The organism is Lysinibacillus sp. FSL M8-0216 (genome assembly GCF_038595555.1).
GTDB classification, from domain to species: Bacteria; Bacillota; Bacilli; order Bacillales_A; family Planococcaceae; genus Lysinibacillus; species Lysinibacillus fusiformis.
This window is the reverse complement of the sequence record NZ_CP152007.1, coordinates 1,425,816-1,439,213: the sequence shown is the minus strand read 5'-3', so window position 1 is coordinate 1,439,213 and position 13,398 is coordinate 1,425,816. Positions and strand designations below refer to the sequence as shown.

Here is a 13,398-nt window from a genome sequence, read left to right as displayed (position 1 = left end):
AAGGAAGTGAGATTATGGAGGATCAAGATTTTGGATTAGAAACAGACATTTCCTCTCATAGAAATGAAATAGTAACTGAGAATACAATACCCTTTGATAAATCCTTTGAAGTATATACTGAAATTGAAGTAAGTCCTCACAACAGTTTTAAAGCAACATACAAACTAATTGCTGTAGGGAAAATAGAGCAAGATGTTGAGATTATAGCTAGACCTTTAAGTGAAAGTAAAGTACTAACTGAGCTTATTTCTCGTGCTTTAGACGCTAGTAATAAAGATACCTATTTAAACATCATGTATCGTGGGAACTCAGATGTTTATACGGAGATTCAGCCTATTGGTTACAATTTCTTAGAAGCAGAAATTGAAGTGCCACCACATAATAGAATGTATGCCATTTATGAAGTTCAACAACCGCCTATCGTTACAGATGTGTACTATCCTACCCAAGATGCTTTCACAAGAGAGGAAACAGCATACCAAACAATCAACTATGGCAGCAATTCTTCTATGGTTGTTGGTCGCAGTAAGGATGATATTTGGCGTTCATTTGTGCAATTTGACTTATCTTCTATTCATCCTTCTTATGTGCTAAAAGAATCCTATTTACGTCTATACTATAAAGGTGAAGCTCCTGAAAACCTTAAACTAGAAATACTAAATGCTAGTAGCGAGTGGTACGAAACTAGCCTTACTCACCTGAATCGGCCAATCCCTATAGATTTAATTGCAGACGAATTCACTATTAATAGGAATCAAGGATACATCGAATTTGATGTATTTAAAATTGTTGAATCTTGGGTTTCTCTTGAAAAAAATAATAATGGTTTTATTATTCGTTTATCCAATGAAACTGCTTCTGGACAGACAATTTTCTATACAAGGGAAACTTCTTCCCCTCCTGAATTAATTGTAAAATATTTCGATTCCAGAATATTTTCTCAAGGAAGAAGCCAGCAACTTACTGAAATCTTTGTCTATAAAAGAAAGCATTCTGAATGGTTTACTGAGGTCACTGTTGATTCCATTTTCAGTTTCGATAAGTTAGATACTGAAATCTATGCTCACAGACCAGAAGTTCCTTTAGATTTTGAAGCACAAGCTGAAATCACCGTCACCAAGCCATATGTTGAGACTGAAATCATTTCTTCGATTCGTGAAGAAGACGAAATTTTGATTGAAATTGGTGCCAGAAGACCACTTAATAGAGAAATATTTGCTGAAGTTACGATTAATACCCCCTTTACTTTAGCTCAAATAAACTGCGCCCGAATTGACACTAGTTCTTGGGATACAACTGTTTCGGTAACAAGGCCTTCTATCCATGCTGAAATTTCTGTACCATTCCATGACAAAAATGAAGTTTTCACAGAAATAGAAATTAATGATAGTTGGACTTCTATTGTTTACACAGAACTTTTTGTAGCAAAGGATAAAATAGCAACAGAAATCACGCCTAGGGTTGGTAAAGATAGTAATCTCTTTGCCGTAGTTCATGTCTCAAAACCAAAAATTGAAACAGAAATTGAAATTAAACATAGAAATGACATTTTGGTAGAAATTGAGCCTAATATTAAGTCAGATGTTTTCACTGAAATCATTGTTTCTAAGCCTTCTATCGGAGTATCTATTGCCGTACAACTTTATGAAAAATCAGAAAAAGATACCGAAATATTCGTTAAATTCGTTCAAGATATTTTTAGTGAACTTACCGTAAAAGCTGTTAGCCAAGTCGATACTGTAATTGATATTAAAAAGGTATCTCAAGTTTATACTGAAATTTCAGTGAACAGAAAATTCGTTCAAACAGAGATTACCATTCCAACATGGGCTGACCAGGAAGTTCCGACTATTATTGAGCCTCGTATCCTAATGGTAAATAATAAACTAACAATCATTACTGTTAATGGTTCAGTATCAGGCTACGCATTTATACTGTAAAAGAAATGGAGAATATTAACTATGATAATAAAAAACTATGAAATTGGAGAATTACAATCATTCCTTTTCAATCTAATTCTTAAGGGCAAAGAATCTAGAATGCGGACTAGGTTTATTAAATTACTGGAAGATCAAATAGAGCTCTTAAAGGTAGAAAGGCAACAACTTATTAACGATTACGCTTTAAAAGATGAGAACGGGGAAATCGTTACTGAAACGAAAGAAATACATAACAAAGAAGAAGAGATTGTATTATTTCAATGTGAAGAAGCTGAAAAAGAAGCACAAATGCAAATTATGTTAATGATGAATGAGGATTTTATTATGGAAGAAACGGCAGATAAAATTGAAATGCTTACAATTTTACAAAGTATCATTTTAAACTGTGATTTAGAATTTACGGGAAATAAGGCTGTTCTCTATGATCGATTTTGTGAAATTTTTGAAGAGATAGAACTATTAAATGACTGAGGGTACTCAGTCTATATTTTTAAAGGATAGATGGATAACTACATCTATCCTTTTCTATTTTACAAAAGTTGGTGATTACGTGCAAAATGAAAAATTTGGTGAAAGATTAGCTAGTGCAGAAGTTGAAATTAAGAATCAGGAAAACCGAATTTCAAAATTAGAAGGTAATCATGAGTTATTATATCGCTTAACATTAGTATCTGAACAACAGCAAGAAATGAATAAACATCAGCAAATACAATTAAATAGAATGGATAAGACTTTTAACAACATCAATATGAATTTAACAAAATTAAATATGTCTCAAGTTGAATTGCAAGAGGATGTTAAAGATATTGGAAAGCGTGTTGACAGCATTGAAGATGATTTGAAACAGGAAACTGCTAAAGACAATCTATCAATTAGCGACATGATCAAACAATATCTACACTGGTGGATTCTCATCCCCACTGTGATAATTGGAGCTCTAATTTTGAAAATATTAGGCTTGTAAGAAAGGAATGGATATTTATGAAAATCAATTGGAAAGTACGTATAAATAATCCTCAGTTTTGGATTACAGTCGGATTATCTATTATTACCCCCCTATTTGCCTACTATGGGATTACAGGAGCCGATTTAACCACCTGGTCTAGTGTAAGGACCTTACTTGTCAACGCCGCTTCAAATCCATATGTAATCGCCTTAATGGCTGTAAGTACATATAATGCCGTTTTAGATCCCACTACCGCTAGCCTAAGTGATTCATCACGGGCTCTAAGATATAAAAAACCGAAACGAGATGATCTATAATGCTAGATTTTATTTGCCCGGTTAAAAATGCAAGGTTAACAAGTAAATTTGGATGGAGAAATATCGGATATGGCAATGAGTGGCATCAAGGCATCGATCTTGCTTCAACAGGAAAAGTTCCCATTTATGCTAGTGCTGCTGGGATAATTAGTCGCGCCCAGGTGTTAAGTAGCTATGGGAAAGTAGTAATGATTAAACATATTGTTAATGGTAAAGCCTATGAAACAAATTATGCACATTTAGATTCTTATTGTGTTCGTGTTGGTCAAAGTGTGAAGCAAGGTCAACAAATTGGCATTATGGGGAACAGCGGTAGAGCATTCGGTATCCATCTACATTTTGAAATACATAACGGAAAATGGGCTATAGGTCAGCCAAATGCAATTGATCCTATGACATATATTTCTCTAGCAAACGAAGCTAATACTATTATTAATAACAAAGGAGAGCTGACGATGTCACAATATACAGAGTTACTTACTAAAATTAACGAACTGGAGGAAGCTTTAAAAACGAAACAGGCTATTATTCCAACTCGGAAACCCGCTAAAATACATCATTCTGCTTGGGAATGGTTAAAAAATAAAGGTATAACAGATGGCTCTAATCCTCAAAATTTCTTAACGCGCGAGCAATTTGCCACAATGCTTAAAAGATACAATGATTCATTCAATAAAAAATAATTTTTTCATACCTTATACATAAAATTCTCTTACATATAACATAAATTCATTCCCATCTAATAGAACCATGTTACAATAGAAAGGATTCTGGCAACTAAGGAGATATAGCATGAAGCTCTCGACGATCTTAAATTTCTTTATTCTAGTATTTTTCACATTATTATTTGTAAATGATTTCTTCCCTGACACAACGATTGCATCGATCTTGACTAAAAAGATAATTCTTCTCATATTAGTCGTGCTAGTGATCATACAGCTAGCCTTAGATAAAGGTCAATATAAAAAAATGTCTAAGAAGGCCTATGTTGGTTTGACTCTGTATACAGTTGGATTATGGATTGTACTAACATTGCTTGGTGGTCAGTCACAAATTGGTTTGTCGTTTACTAGCCCACTGTTTTATATCATTATTGTATTGCTTGGGTTGGATTTATTACGTATTTCGCGCCAATCTAAACGCGATCAGCCTGAGAAAAAATAAAGAGTACACTCATAGGCCTGCTCATTATTATCTGTCTATACTATAAAAAGCATGTCACCGACTGAAATTTCAATCGGTAGACATGCTTTTTAAGATTCTAGTACATTTAAAATCTCATCCAATTCATGAACGGCTAAATCTAGGCGTTCCTTTGCCTCGATATTTTGTTGTTTTAAATGATTAAACTCTAATAAATTGTTTTCATGTTTTAATTTGATAGAAGATAAGCGTTCAATTCGGGTTTCTACCTTCTCTATTGCTTGCTCACAGACTGTTGTCCAGAGCTTCTCTGAATGTTGCATTTCTGTAGTTGATGGGTTGTGCTGACGCATAATGCGTGTGTAAATGACTTCTATTGGTTCGATTAATTCTGAATAAAAATGGCGCTCCACACGAGTAGTTTGGAATGTTGGATGCTCTACCTCTTTTGCATATGGTGTAATTTGACGTAGGAGCTTTCCAGCATTTTCTCCGAAGGCATGCGATAAATTTAAAACATTCATTAGTTGCAGCAATAAACGGATTTCTTCTAGATTAATCAGTTGTGAATCAATGCTTTCCTTTAATTTTAAGGACTCCATATAGCGACGATCAAAATGCTCTATTTCGCCGTTACGTTGCTCTACTAAATGTTCACTTGCATTGTCTTTTAAGCTTTTAATATAACGAATTGCATGGTTTTTTAGCTCTTCTGGTGACAGCAAGTTGTCATTATCTTGTTGTGGTTTTTCTCGTTGAACATAAGCAAATGCATCCATTTTTTTGGGCCATTTTGCTGCTGAAGTTTCTTTTGAGACATTATAGCGTATATAAATTCCGTGCATTCCATATCCTCCAAGTCCATAAACAAGTATCTCTAAAGACAATAAATCGAATACGGTATTTTTTCAAGTAAAAAACTTATAATCAATGAAAATTCCTCTTTTATAAGAATAAATCAAAATTCCTGAATAGTCGATACTATTCAGGAATTTTACTAACTATTACCTTCTAAAAATTTTATCCTTTAACCAGTTTAGTACGTGCACGATTTGAAACATACTCCACCAGTAAAATAAGAACAACAAGCCCTAATAAGATGGCACCTACCTCTGACCATTTGTACGAATTCATAGCGAAAATTAGGGGTGCACCGATGCCTCCTGCTCCCACTAAACCGAGTACAGTTGCATCTCGCAAATTCATATCAAAGCGATAAATGACAATAGATGTAAATAACGCCGTTAACTGTGGCCATATACCAAAACGAATTTTTTCCATTAACGTACAACCAATAGCCTCCATCGACTCTAGTATACTTTTATCTAAGTCCTCAATAACATCCACATATAGCTTTGACAGCATTCCGATAGACGTTAAAGACATAGTCAATACACCTGCAAATGGTCCAGGGCCTGTTACACGAATGAACATTAGTCCATAGACGATGGCAGGTATGGTTCTAATCATAATTAATAGAAAGCGAACAATAAATGCAACAGGCTTTGGCACAATAGTAGAAGCGGATAAAAAGGCTAGAGGGATCGCTAGCAATGCCCCTACAATAGTACCTAGAAACGCTATGGCCATTGTTTCGATTAATAAATAGGGTATACCTTCAGTTGTCACATTCATTATTAATGACCAATCAGGATTCAGCAAGCCTACGAAGATATTTTTTGCAATTTTCGTACCACTTGCCGAAACATTCTCGAAATGAATGGCGGTTACAGACCAAATAAATAATAAAGTAAGTATGATCATTGTCATGATGTATGACATGCGTCGATTTGGTTGTAGTTGTAATTGCTTGTCGATAGCATTCATTACATCACCTCTACATTAATTTTTTGCGGAAATATTCGCTTGTTGATTCAATTAGAAAAACCGTACAAACCAGCATGAGAAGGATCATCCCCACATTCTCATAGCTTCGCCATCCCAAACTTTCATTCAGAAGTAACCCAATTCCTCCTGCACCTACATACCCTAAAATCGACGCATAACGAACATTTCCCTCAAAGCAAAATAACGAGGTGGAGAGATAATTGGGTAAAATTTGCGGCATAATCGCATAACGAAATGCTTGAATTGTTGTGAGGCCCATTGAATGCATTGCCTCATATGCCCCCATATTGGCATTTTCTATTTGTTCATATAATAGTTTCCCTACATACGCTATAGTAAATAAAAAAATCGCCACTGTACCAGCCATCGTTCCAAGCCCAAAAATAAACGTCGCTATTAAGGCAACAATCAAAGTAGGCAACGTTCGTAGTAGACTTAACATAAATTTAGCTACCATGGCGATTCCTTTATATTTCGTGATAGTAGTGGCAGCAAGTATGGCAATAGGTAACGCAACTAAAGCACCTGCTACAGAGCCAAATAAGGACATTTTAATCGTATCAAATAGCGGCTGCCATAGCTTTGATAAGTAGTCCCAATTAGGTGGAATCATCTGCTGTAGGATGACAAAGAACTCTTGAATTCGATGGACAAGCACCTCTATGCTAAAGCCCGTAATACGAATTGAAAGAAAAAGTAGTACAACTATTAATAGCCACAACACAGGCAGGAATGAGCGTTTCTCCAGCACTTCTTTTCCATTAGGCAAAACTATTTTTTTCGGTGATCGCATCTTCCATGACATGTTCTGTTTCGCCTCTCCCTTGGTTCGTAGTGTTATAAATGAAGGCAAGCGTTTCCTCCGTTATTTCACTTGCCTGCCCATCAAATACAATTTCACCGCTCCGTACACCAATAACGCGTGTCGCATAGGCTAATGCCAAGTCAACATGGTGAATATTAATAATTATGGTCATGTTGAACTGTTTATTAATTCGTTTAAAATCGTCCATCACTTGTTTAGCTGTTACAGGGTCAAGTGACGCAACAGGCTCGTCCGCCAAAATAATTTGTGGATTTTGTGCAAGTGTACGAGCTAATGCCACACGCTGTTGTTGCCCCCCGGATAATTGGTCGACACGGACATACGCCTTATCCAAAATACCGACTTGATCGAGTGCCATTAATGCTTGTCGCTTTTCTTCTTGCGTAAATATGCCTAAAACTTTTCGCCATACTGGCATATTCGGCACAAAGGATACGAGCACGTTTTTCAAGACCGACACACGTGTCACAAGATTAAAAGATTGAAAAATCATGCCAATATTTCTGCGTAAATTACGGATGCCCTTGCCCTTCAGATGCTGCACATTGACTTCATTGACACGCAATGTACCTTCAGTAATGTCGTGCATTTTATTAATACAGCGTAATAATGTTGATTTTCCAGCACCGGACAAACCGATGATGGCCACGAATTCGCCCTGCTCAATTTGTAGATTAATGTGATTTAAGGCAAGAAAGCCATTCGGATAACGTTTTTCTACCTCTTTAAACTCAATCATTGAACCGCTCCCTATCTAGAAAATATAAAAGAAGAATCTGCTTTCTGCGAGTAAACCGCAGGCCACGCAGATTCTTCATTCCCTTATTTCGAACCGAGGTTTTGCACTAATTCCTGTGCCTTACGCTCGTTGTCATAGTCACTGTCTTTTGCCTCCTGATAGCCTTCATGACTATAGATAGCAATTACTTCCTTACCTTGATCTGTGTTACCAATATTCATGAAGGCCTGCTGAATTGCCTTCTTCAGGTCGTCAGTCATGACCTTGGAATTTTTACTTACACTAATAGTGTCGTTATAAATGGCAGGCATTACCCCGATTAAATCCGTCTCACCCCAAATGGAAGCAGTGCGTCCGAAATCTCCTTGCCAGCTTTCCTCATAATCACGACGTGCATCTGCATAAGTGACCAAGACATCTGTTTGTCCAGCAGCTAAACGTCCAAAGGCATTCCCATAAGAATCAGCTTGAACAACCTTCGCTAAATCAGGAATGGTTTTATCGAAATTCTCATGTAACCATAATGTAGGGTAAATATAGCCTGCTGGTGAAGAAGAGGACATAACATTCCACGTGACATTATTTAAATCTTCAAACGTTAATTTCTCACCATTGTTCACTTTCGCTGCTAATGCTTTACCTTTTTCAGATGGACCTGCCACTAAAATAGCCCTATATGATGTAGCCTGTGTTGTCGTTGGTGCTGTTGGTTTATTGTTATTCCACTCCACTGGGTTATCAGAATCATTATTTAATCCAGCACGTGTAGCAGTTAAAATTACTTCTGCGCCATCATCATATAACACATAAGTCCCTCCAGGTATTAAGCCAATATCTGTAGTACCTGCAGACAAGGCTTCCCCTACTGCTTCAAAATTAGTTCCAACGGTAATATCAATTTCACCTACATCAAAACCTAGTTTCGCAAGCTCGTCCTTTAACAAACCTTTTAAAGGTTCGGTTGCCGTAATAATTTCATCTGGATTACGAGAAGGTACAAAGCCAAGCGATAATTTATCTATAGACTCATTGCCACTTGCCTCTGCAGCCACATCTGTCGTTTTATTATCTTTAGATGTGTCCGAAGCTTCATTTCCACATGCCATTAGGAACACAGTAAGCATGCATGTTAACGTGAAAAATAGTAGTTTCTTCAAAATGTTATCCTCCCTTTTTGAAATGCTTTTTCAGTATATACAGTAAATATTTCCCTAGTGTTAATAGCGCGTAAATTAATGTTTCTACTTGGTAAAATAATATTTTGATAGTGTAAATAAGCTAACTTCCTACGAAATTAATTTATATACTATGGATATACTAATGATCGGAGGATCTATTATGTCTACGAAAACGATACAAATACTTGCAACCAGTGATATTCATGGCTATATCATGCCCACAACCTTTCGACATGATCGAAATAAAGCGCTTGGGTTAGCCAAGCTTGCAACAATTATTGAAGAAAAAAGGCTTGAAATGCAAACCATCTTAATTGATAATGGTGACTTTATTCAGGGCAGTCCCATGACCTTTTATCATCAAAAATTTCATACGCAGGAACGGAATCCTTTGATTCAGGTGGCCAATGAGCTTCAATATGATGCCATCGTATTCGGTAATCATGAATTTAATTATGGACTTCAGACGTTACAATCGGTGATTCACCAATCACATTTCCCTTGGCTAGGCGCCAATATCGTGACCAAGGATGGGAGACCATTTACAAAGCCATATATCATTAAAGAAATAGATGGCATTAAAATAGCCATTTTAGGTGTGACAACACATTTTGTCACTAAGTGGGAGGAACCTCTTCACATTGAAGGACTTCATTTTGAAGATGCCTTTTCAAGTGCTAGCTACTGGGCAAAATGGATTCGTGCTAATGAACAAATTGACGTTCTAGTTTTATGTTATCACGGTGGATTCGAGAGAGATCTTGAATCAGGAGAACTACTTGAAGCTGAGGATGGAGAAAATCAAGGATACCGTATGTGTGCTGAAATAGAAGAAGTAGACATTATTATTTCTGGCCACCAGCATCGTGAAATTAGCACAACCATTATGGGAAAATCAGTCGTTCAACCTGGGACGAAGGGCGTTTGTATCGCTAAAATAGAGCTAGAAATTGACATGGATCATCAGCAAAAAATCCAATCGATTTGTCATACCCCATCGCTCATTTATAGTTCAGAGCATACGCAACCTCATGATGCTGTTTGTCAGATCATCTCACCAACCTTTGAAAAAACCGAAGCATGGTTAGATGAAACAATCGGCATGATCCAAGGAGATTTACAAATTGAAGATCCATTTCTTGCGCGCATTCAGGAACATCCCTATATTGAATTTATCAACCGCATTCAAATGGCTGTGTCGGAGGCATCTATTTCCTGTACAGCTCTTTTTCATGATGAACCAGGTGGCTTCAAACAAGCCGTTACGATGCGTGACATTGTGACAAACTATATTTACGCTAATACATTAAAAGTACTTCGACTCTCAGGACAGGACATTTTACTTGCCCTTGAACAATCCGCTAGCTATTTTACTGTAACAGCAGGTCAATTGCATGTAGCGGATTCATTCCTTTTCCCGAAGGCGCAACCTTATAATTATGATATGTGGGAAGGTATTGAGTATATCTTGGATATTTCAAAGCCTATTGGTGAACGTGTTACCAAACTTTCATATCATGGTGCAGCTATAAATAGGGAGGAAGAGTTCGATGTCGTAATGAGTAGTTATCGTGCGACTGGTGCAGGAAATTTTGACTTTTTAAGAAATCGCCCTGTTGTGAAAGAGATTCAGATTGATATGACCGAGCTAATTGCCGATTATCTGTTAAAACAGCCCATTGTCCAAGCGACATGTAATCATAATTGGCAAGTACAATACTAAAAAACCCGCCAAATTCTAAATTTCACAGGAATTTGGCGGGTTTTTATATATGTTAGATTAAGAATTTTGTCGTATATCTTGAATACTTTTACCTTCTGTAAATGCATGAATGGAGGCAATGGATCCAACCGATTTAAAGTTAGACCTATCATAGACTTTAGCAACTTGATCGTTAATTGGCCATATCCAAAGCTGCTCAAGCTTCTGATTCACTGACTGCTGTTGGATATGCTGCAACATATAGCCGATTAAACCACGACCTCGATGGCTTTCAATTGTTGCTACACTCTCAATCCTTCCTTGATTTCCTGACACAAATAGATTTGCGGAACAGCATGGCACCCCATCAAGTTTTAATAAATAGTACGTAAAGCTTGGCGAATAATACGCTTGCTCAAAGGCCATTTTAATTAATTCAGGATCTCCAAAAGCAGAAATGCTCATTTCCACTGCCAAGGCTTCGTTCAAATTTGCATCTGTTACCCGTTCAATTTTGATCGCTGGATGTGGTGAGAGTTGACGAAACTCACCATTCCAGCACTGAATTTCATTGACGAACTGCTCATATTGAAAGCCATGCATCTCTAAAGACTCTATACACGCTTGATTATCCTCAAGATTATATAAATACAGCCGTGGGATAAGCGACTTAGATTGATAGAACGTTTTTATATCTTCTAAAAACTGAACAGGTTTTTCGATCTTTCGCCAAACATGTGCATGATTAGCATCATAATAGGTCGGAATTGCCTTATTATAGAATAAAACTCCTTCTTTACATGCCTCCATTTCACTAAAACTCTTTACATAATCTATATCAAGCTGCATAATGTGTTCTAAATTAAGCATGTTCCGTTCCCTCTTCCATCCATTTTTCATATAACTCCTCTATATGCTGTTCGAGCTTTTGCCGTTGCTCTTTAGCAAGTGAAGGTTCCTCTAGTTTTGCCTCTAGTTTTTCAATTTGTTGCTCAATCGTTAGCTCTTTTTTGACAGATTGTATTTTAGGTGCCGCTTCATTTTCAACTTCAACTACTATTTTTTCCCAGAGCTCCTCAAGTTTTTGTCTAGCCCACTCATAATCTCCTTCAAAAACATGAATAGTTTGATCCTTTAGCCATGCTGTTTTGGTAAATATTTTTTGTAAGAAGTAGCGGTCATGGGACACACCAATAATGGTTCCCTCAAAGGTTTCTAGCGTATCCTCCAATACCTCTCTTGCTTCAATATCTAAATGGTTCGTTGGTTCATCCAAAATGAGCACATTAATATCCTCATGCATTAATTGAGCTAACCGAAGGCGCATTTTTTCTCCACCGCTTAAATTCTTCACTTTTTTAAAGACATCATAGCCATAGAACAAAAATCGTGCGAGAATATGGCGTGCTTCGGCCTCAGACACCGCTACATTTTCACGAAACGCATCAATTAATCGGATAGCTGGATTTTTATGTTCCAATTGCTGAGATAGATAACCAATTTTCACATTACTACCTACATGGCAAACACCGCGATTAGGAACGATTTCCCCTAACATCATTTTTAATAACGTTGATTTACCACTACCGTTGTTCCCAACAATCGCTAGTCTTTCTCCAAAGTAGACAGCTAGGTTACTGTCTATCAATAAAGGCTTATCATAGCCGTGGTAAATGTCTTGTAATTGCACTACCTCTTTACCGCTGCGTTCAGCCATCGTTAAAGCGAGATTCATTTTCTTTTTTGATATAGGCTTCTTCACCCGTTCGATACGTGCTAATGCTTTTTCCATACTTTTCGCACGTCTATGCATAGAAGCGTTTGGTGGATTTGCTTCATTAGCCCATTGTTTTAATCGTTTAATCGTTTCTTGCATTTTCTTAATTTTCTTCTGCTGCTCTTCATAATCAGCAAATTGCTGTTCAATCTTTGCCTCTTTTTGTGCTATAAATGCATCGTAATTACCTGTGTACGTAAAGGCCTCTCCATCTTCAATTTCAATGACTTTATGTGCAATCTGATTCATAAATTGGCGGTCATGAGAGACGACAATGACAATTCCCTCAAAGCTGCGTACGTAATTTTCAAGCCATTCGATTGCCTGCATATCAAGATGGTTCGTTGGTTCATCTAACAATAAAATAGCTGGCTGGCTCAATAAAATTTGCCCAAGCATTACTTTCGTCTTCTCTCCACCACTTAAACTACTAAATGGCTGTGCCAACATTTCCATAATGCCTAGCCCATTTGCAATCATCGCTAATTGGGCATCCACCTCATAGCCCCCCTGTAGCATGAATTGCTCCTGTACTTGCCCATATTGCCATAAAATTTTATCCGTTACGTTTGACTGCATCTCTTGCTCAAGTATCGTCATTCTAGCCTTTAATGCATAAATATCAGCAAATGCCTCTTCTAACACTTTCTTTACTGAATGACCCGGATAATTTGGTATTTGATGTAAATAGCCGACTGTGGCATCTTTACTTTTTATGATACGTCCCCGATCGGGAAAATCTACACCCGATAGAAGCTGCAATAAAGTTGTTTTACCACTACCATTTACGCCAACTATAGCAACATGCTCCCCACTATTTACCTCCAGTTGTAAATTCTCAAATAATATATTGCCACCCATAATTTTTTGTATTTGCTCAGCTTTCATTTGCATCGTTTTTTCCTCCAATGAAACGCGCGAAAACATCTTGACAACACAAAAAAGACTGCTCATTAACAAGCAGTCTTTTTCTCATTAAAAT

The 13,398-nt window shown here is 37.0% G+C and carries 14 protein-coding genes; 7 read left to right on the top strand and 7 right to left on the bottom strand.

What is annotated here, in order from left to right:
• Positions 1-14: 14 nt before the first annotated feature.
• The 6 genes from MKX57_RS06765 to MKX57_RS06740 all read left to right on the top strand — a co-directional run bounded on the left by MKX57_RS06765 (position 15) and on the right by MKX57_RS06740 (position 4,367).
• A complete protein-coding gene (locus MKX57_RS06765) occupies positions 15-1,940 on the top strand; it encodes a DNRLRE domain-containing protein (RefSeq protein ID WP_342550861.1) in 1,926 nt (641 codons plus the stop codon).
• A 21-nt stretch (positions 1,941-1,961) separates the two neighbouring features.
• Positions 1,962-2,411, top strand: a complete 450-nt coding sequence (locus MKX57_RS06760; protein ID WP_089986636.1) for a hypothetical protein — start codon at positions 1,962-1,964, stop codon at positions 2,409-2,411.
• On the top strand, positions 2,404-2,904 hold the full coding sequence (locus MKX57_RS06755; RefSeq protein ID WP_089986637.1) for a hypothetical protein: 501 nt from the start codon (positions 2,404-2,406) through the stop codon (positions 2,902-2,904). The genes MKX57_RS06760 and MKX57_RS06755 overlap by 8 nt, the downstream gene beginning before the upstream one ends.
• A 17-nt stretch (positions 2,905-2,921) precedes the next feature.
• The gene (locus MKX57_RS06750; protein ID WP_170844154.1) at positions 2,922-3,203 is read left to right on the top strand and encodes a phage holin; all 282 of its coding nucleotides are present in this window, start codon (positions 2,922-2,924) and stop codon (positions 3,201-3,203) included.
• On the top strand, positions 3,203-3,886 hold the full coding sequence (locus MKX57_RS06745) for a M23 family metallopeptidase (RefSeq protein WP_342532373.1): 684 nt from the start codon (positions 3,203-3,205) through the stop codon (positions 3,884-3,886). Before MKX57_RS06750 ends, MKX57_RS06745 begins: the two co-directional genes overlap by 1 nt.
• A gap of 109 nt (positions 3,887-3,995) precedes the next feature.
• Positions 3,996-4,367, top strand: a complete 372-nt coding sequence (locus tag MKX57_RS06740; RefSeq protein ID WP_008174304.1) for a hypothetical protein — start codon at positions 3,996-3,998, stop codon at positions 4,365-4,367.
• Positions 4,368-4,456: 89 nt separating this feature from the next.
• Here MKX57_RS06740 and MKX57_RS06735 read toward each other — a convergent pair whose 3' ends face one another.
• The 5 genes from MKX57_RS06735 to MKX57_RS06715 form a co-directional block, all read right to left on the bottom strand.
• Positions 4,457-5,191: a hypothetical protein gene (locus tag MKX57_RS06735; RefSeq protein ID WP_043989737.1), complete on the bottom strand. Its 735-nt coding sequence runs from the start codon at positions 5,189-5,191 to the stop codon at positions 4,457-4,459.
• A gap of 175 nt (positions 5,192-5,366) precedes the next feature.
• Entirely contained in the window at positions 5,367-6,173 is an 807-nt protein-coding gene (gene phnE / locus MKX57_RS06730; RefSeq protein WP_342532372.1) for a phosphonate ABC transporter, permease protein PhnE, read from the bottom strand.
• 10 nt (positions 6,174-6,183) lie between these two features.
• Entirely contained in the window at positions 6,184-6,999 is an 816-nt protein-coding gene (phnE, locus tag MKX57_RS06725; RefSeq protein WP_043989738.1) for a phosphonate ABC transporter, permease protein PhnE, read from the bottom strand.
• Positions 6,956-7,759 carry a phosphonate ABC transporter ATP-binding protein gene (gene phnC / locus MKX57_RS06720; RefSeq protein ID WP_008174314.1) on the bottom strand — a complete coding sequence of 268 codons (804 nt, stop codon included), beginning with the start codon at positions 7,757-7,759 and terminating at the stop codon, positions 6,956-6,958. Before phnC ends, phnE (MKX57_RS06725) begins: the two co-directional genes overlap by 44 nt.
• 83 nt (positions 7,760-7,842) lie before the next feature.
• Positions 7,843-8,916 (bottom strand): PhnD/SsuA/transferrin family substrate-binding protein, encoded by a 1,074-nt coding sequence (locus MKX57_RS06715; RefSeq protein WP_342550860.1) that lies wholly within the window; start codon positions 8,914-8,916, stop codon positions 7,843-7,845.
• A 181-nt stretch (positions 8,917-9,097) separates the two neighbouring features.
• Here MKX57_RS06715 and MKX57_RS06710 point away from each other — a divergent pair, with 181 nt between their 5' ends.
• Positions 9,098-10,660: a bifunctional UDP-sugar hydrolase/5'-nucleotidase gene (locus MKX57_RS06710; RefSeq protein ID WP_342550859.1), complete on the top strand. Its 1,563-nt coding sequence runs from the start codon at positions 9,098-9,100 to the stop codon at positions 10,658-10,660.
• 57 nt (positions 10,661-10,717) lie between these two features.
• Here MKX57_RS06710 and MKX57_RS06705 read toward each other — a convergent pair whose 3' ends face one another.
• Together MKX57_RS06705 and abc-f are read right to left on the bottom strand one after the other, a co-directional pair.
• The gene (locus tag MKX57_RS06705) at positions 10,718-11,509 is read right to left on the bottom strand and encodes a GNAT family N-acetyltransferase (protein ID WP_342550858.1); all 792 of its coding nucleotides are present in this window, start codon (positions 11,507-11,509) and stop codon (positions 10,718-10,720) included.
• The gene (abc-f, locus tag MKX57_RS06700; RefSeq protein WP_107921766.1) at positions 11,502-13,310 is read right to left on the bottom strand and encodes an ABC-F type ribosomal protection protein; all 1,809 of its coding nucleotides are present in this window, start codon (positions 13,308-13,310) and stop codon (positions 11,502-11,504) included. The genes MKX57_RS06705 and abc-f overlap by 8 nt, the downstream gene beginning before the upstream one ends.
• Positions 13,311-13,398: the final 88 nt, after the last annotated feature.

Bases quoted from the DNA above. Each gene is read 5' to 3' on its own strand.
- MKX57_RS06765 (WP_342550861.1), top strand. From the start codon at position 15: ATGGAGGATCAAGATTTTGGATTAGAAACAGACATTTCCTCTCATAGA.
- MKX57_RS06755 (WP_089986637.1), top strand. From the start codon at position 2,404: ATGACTGAGGGTACTCAGTCTATATTTTTAAAGGATAGATGGATAACT.
- phnE (WP_342532372.1), bottom strand. From the start codon at position 6,173: ATGAATGCTATCGACAAGCAATTACAACTACAACCAAATCGACGCATG.
- phnC (WP_008174314.1), bottom strand. From the start codon at position 7,759: ATGATTGAGTTTAAAGAGGTAGAAAAACGTTATCCGAATGGCTTTCTT.
- MKX57_RS06760 (WP_089986636.1), top strand. From the start codon at position 1,962: ATGATAATAAAAAACTATGAAATTGGAGAATTACAATCATTCCTTTTC.
- MKX57_RS06705 (WP_342550858.1), bottom strand. From the start codon at position 11,509: ATGCTTAATTTAGAACACATTATGCAGCTTGATATAGATTATGTAAAG.
- MKX57_RS06740 (WP_008174304.1), top strand. From the start codon at position 3,996: ATGAAGCTCTCGACGATCTTAAATTTCTTTATTCTAGTATTTTTCACA.
- MKX57_RS06735 (WP_043989737.1), bottom strand. From the start codon at position 5,191: ATGCACGGAATTTATATACGCTATAATGTCTCAAAAGAAACTTCAGCA.
- phnE (WP_043989738.1), bottom strand. From the start codon at position 6,999: ATGTCATGGAAGATGCGATCACCGAAAAAAATAGTTTTGCCTAATGGA.
- MKX57_RS06750 (WP_170844154.1), top strand. From the start codon at position 2,922: ATGAAAATCAATTGGAAAGTACGTATAAATAATCCTCAGTTTTGGATT.
- MKX57_RS06710 (WP_342550859.1), top strand. From the start codon at position 9,098: ATGTCTACGAAAACGATACAAATACTTGCAACCAGTGATATTCATGGC.
- abc-f (WP_107921766.1), bottom strand. From the start codon at position 13,310: ATGCAAATGAAAGCTGAGCAAATACAAAAAATTATGGGTGGCAATATA.
- MKX57_RS06745 (WP_342532373.1), top strand. From the start codon at position 3,203: ATGCTAGATTTTATTTGCCCGGTTAAAAATGCAAGGTTAACAAGTAAA.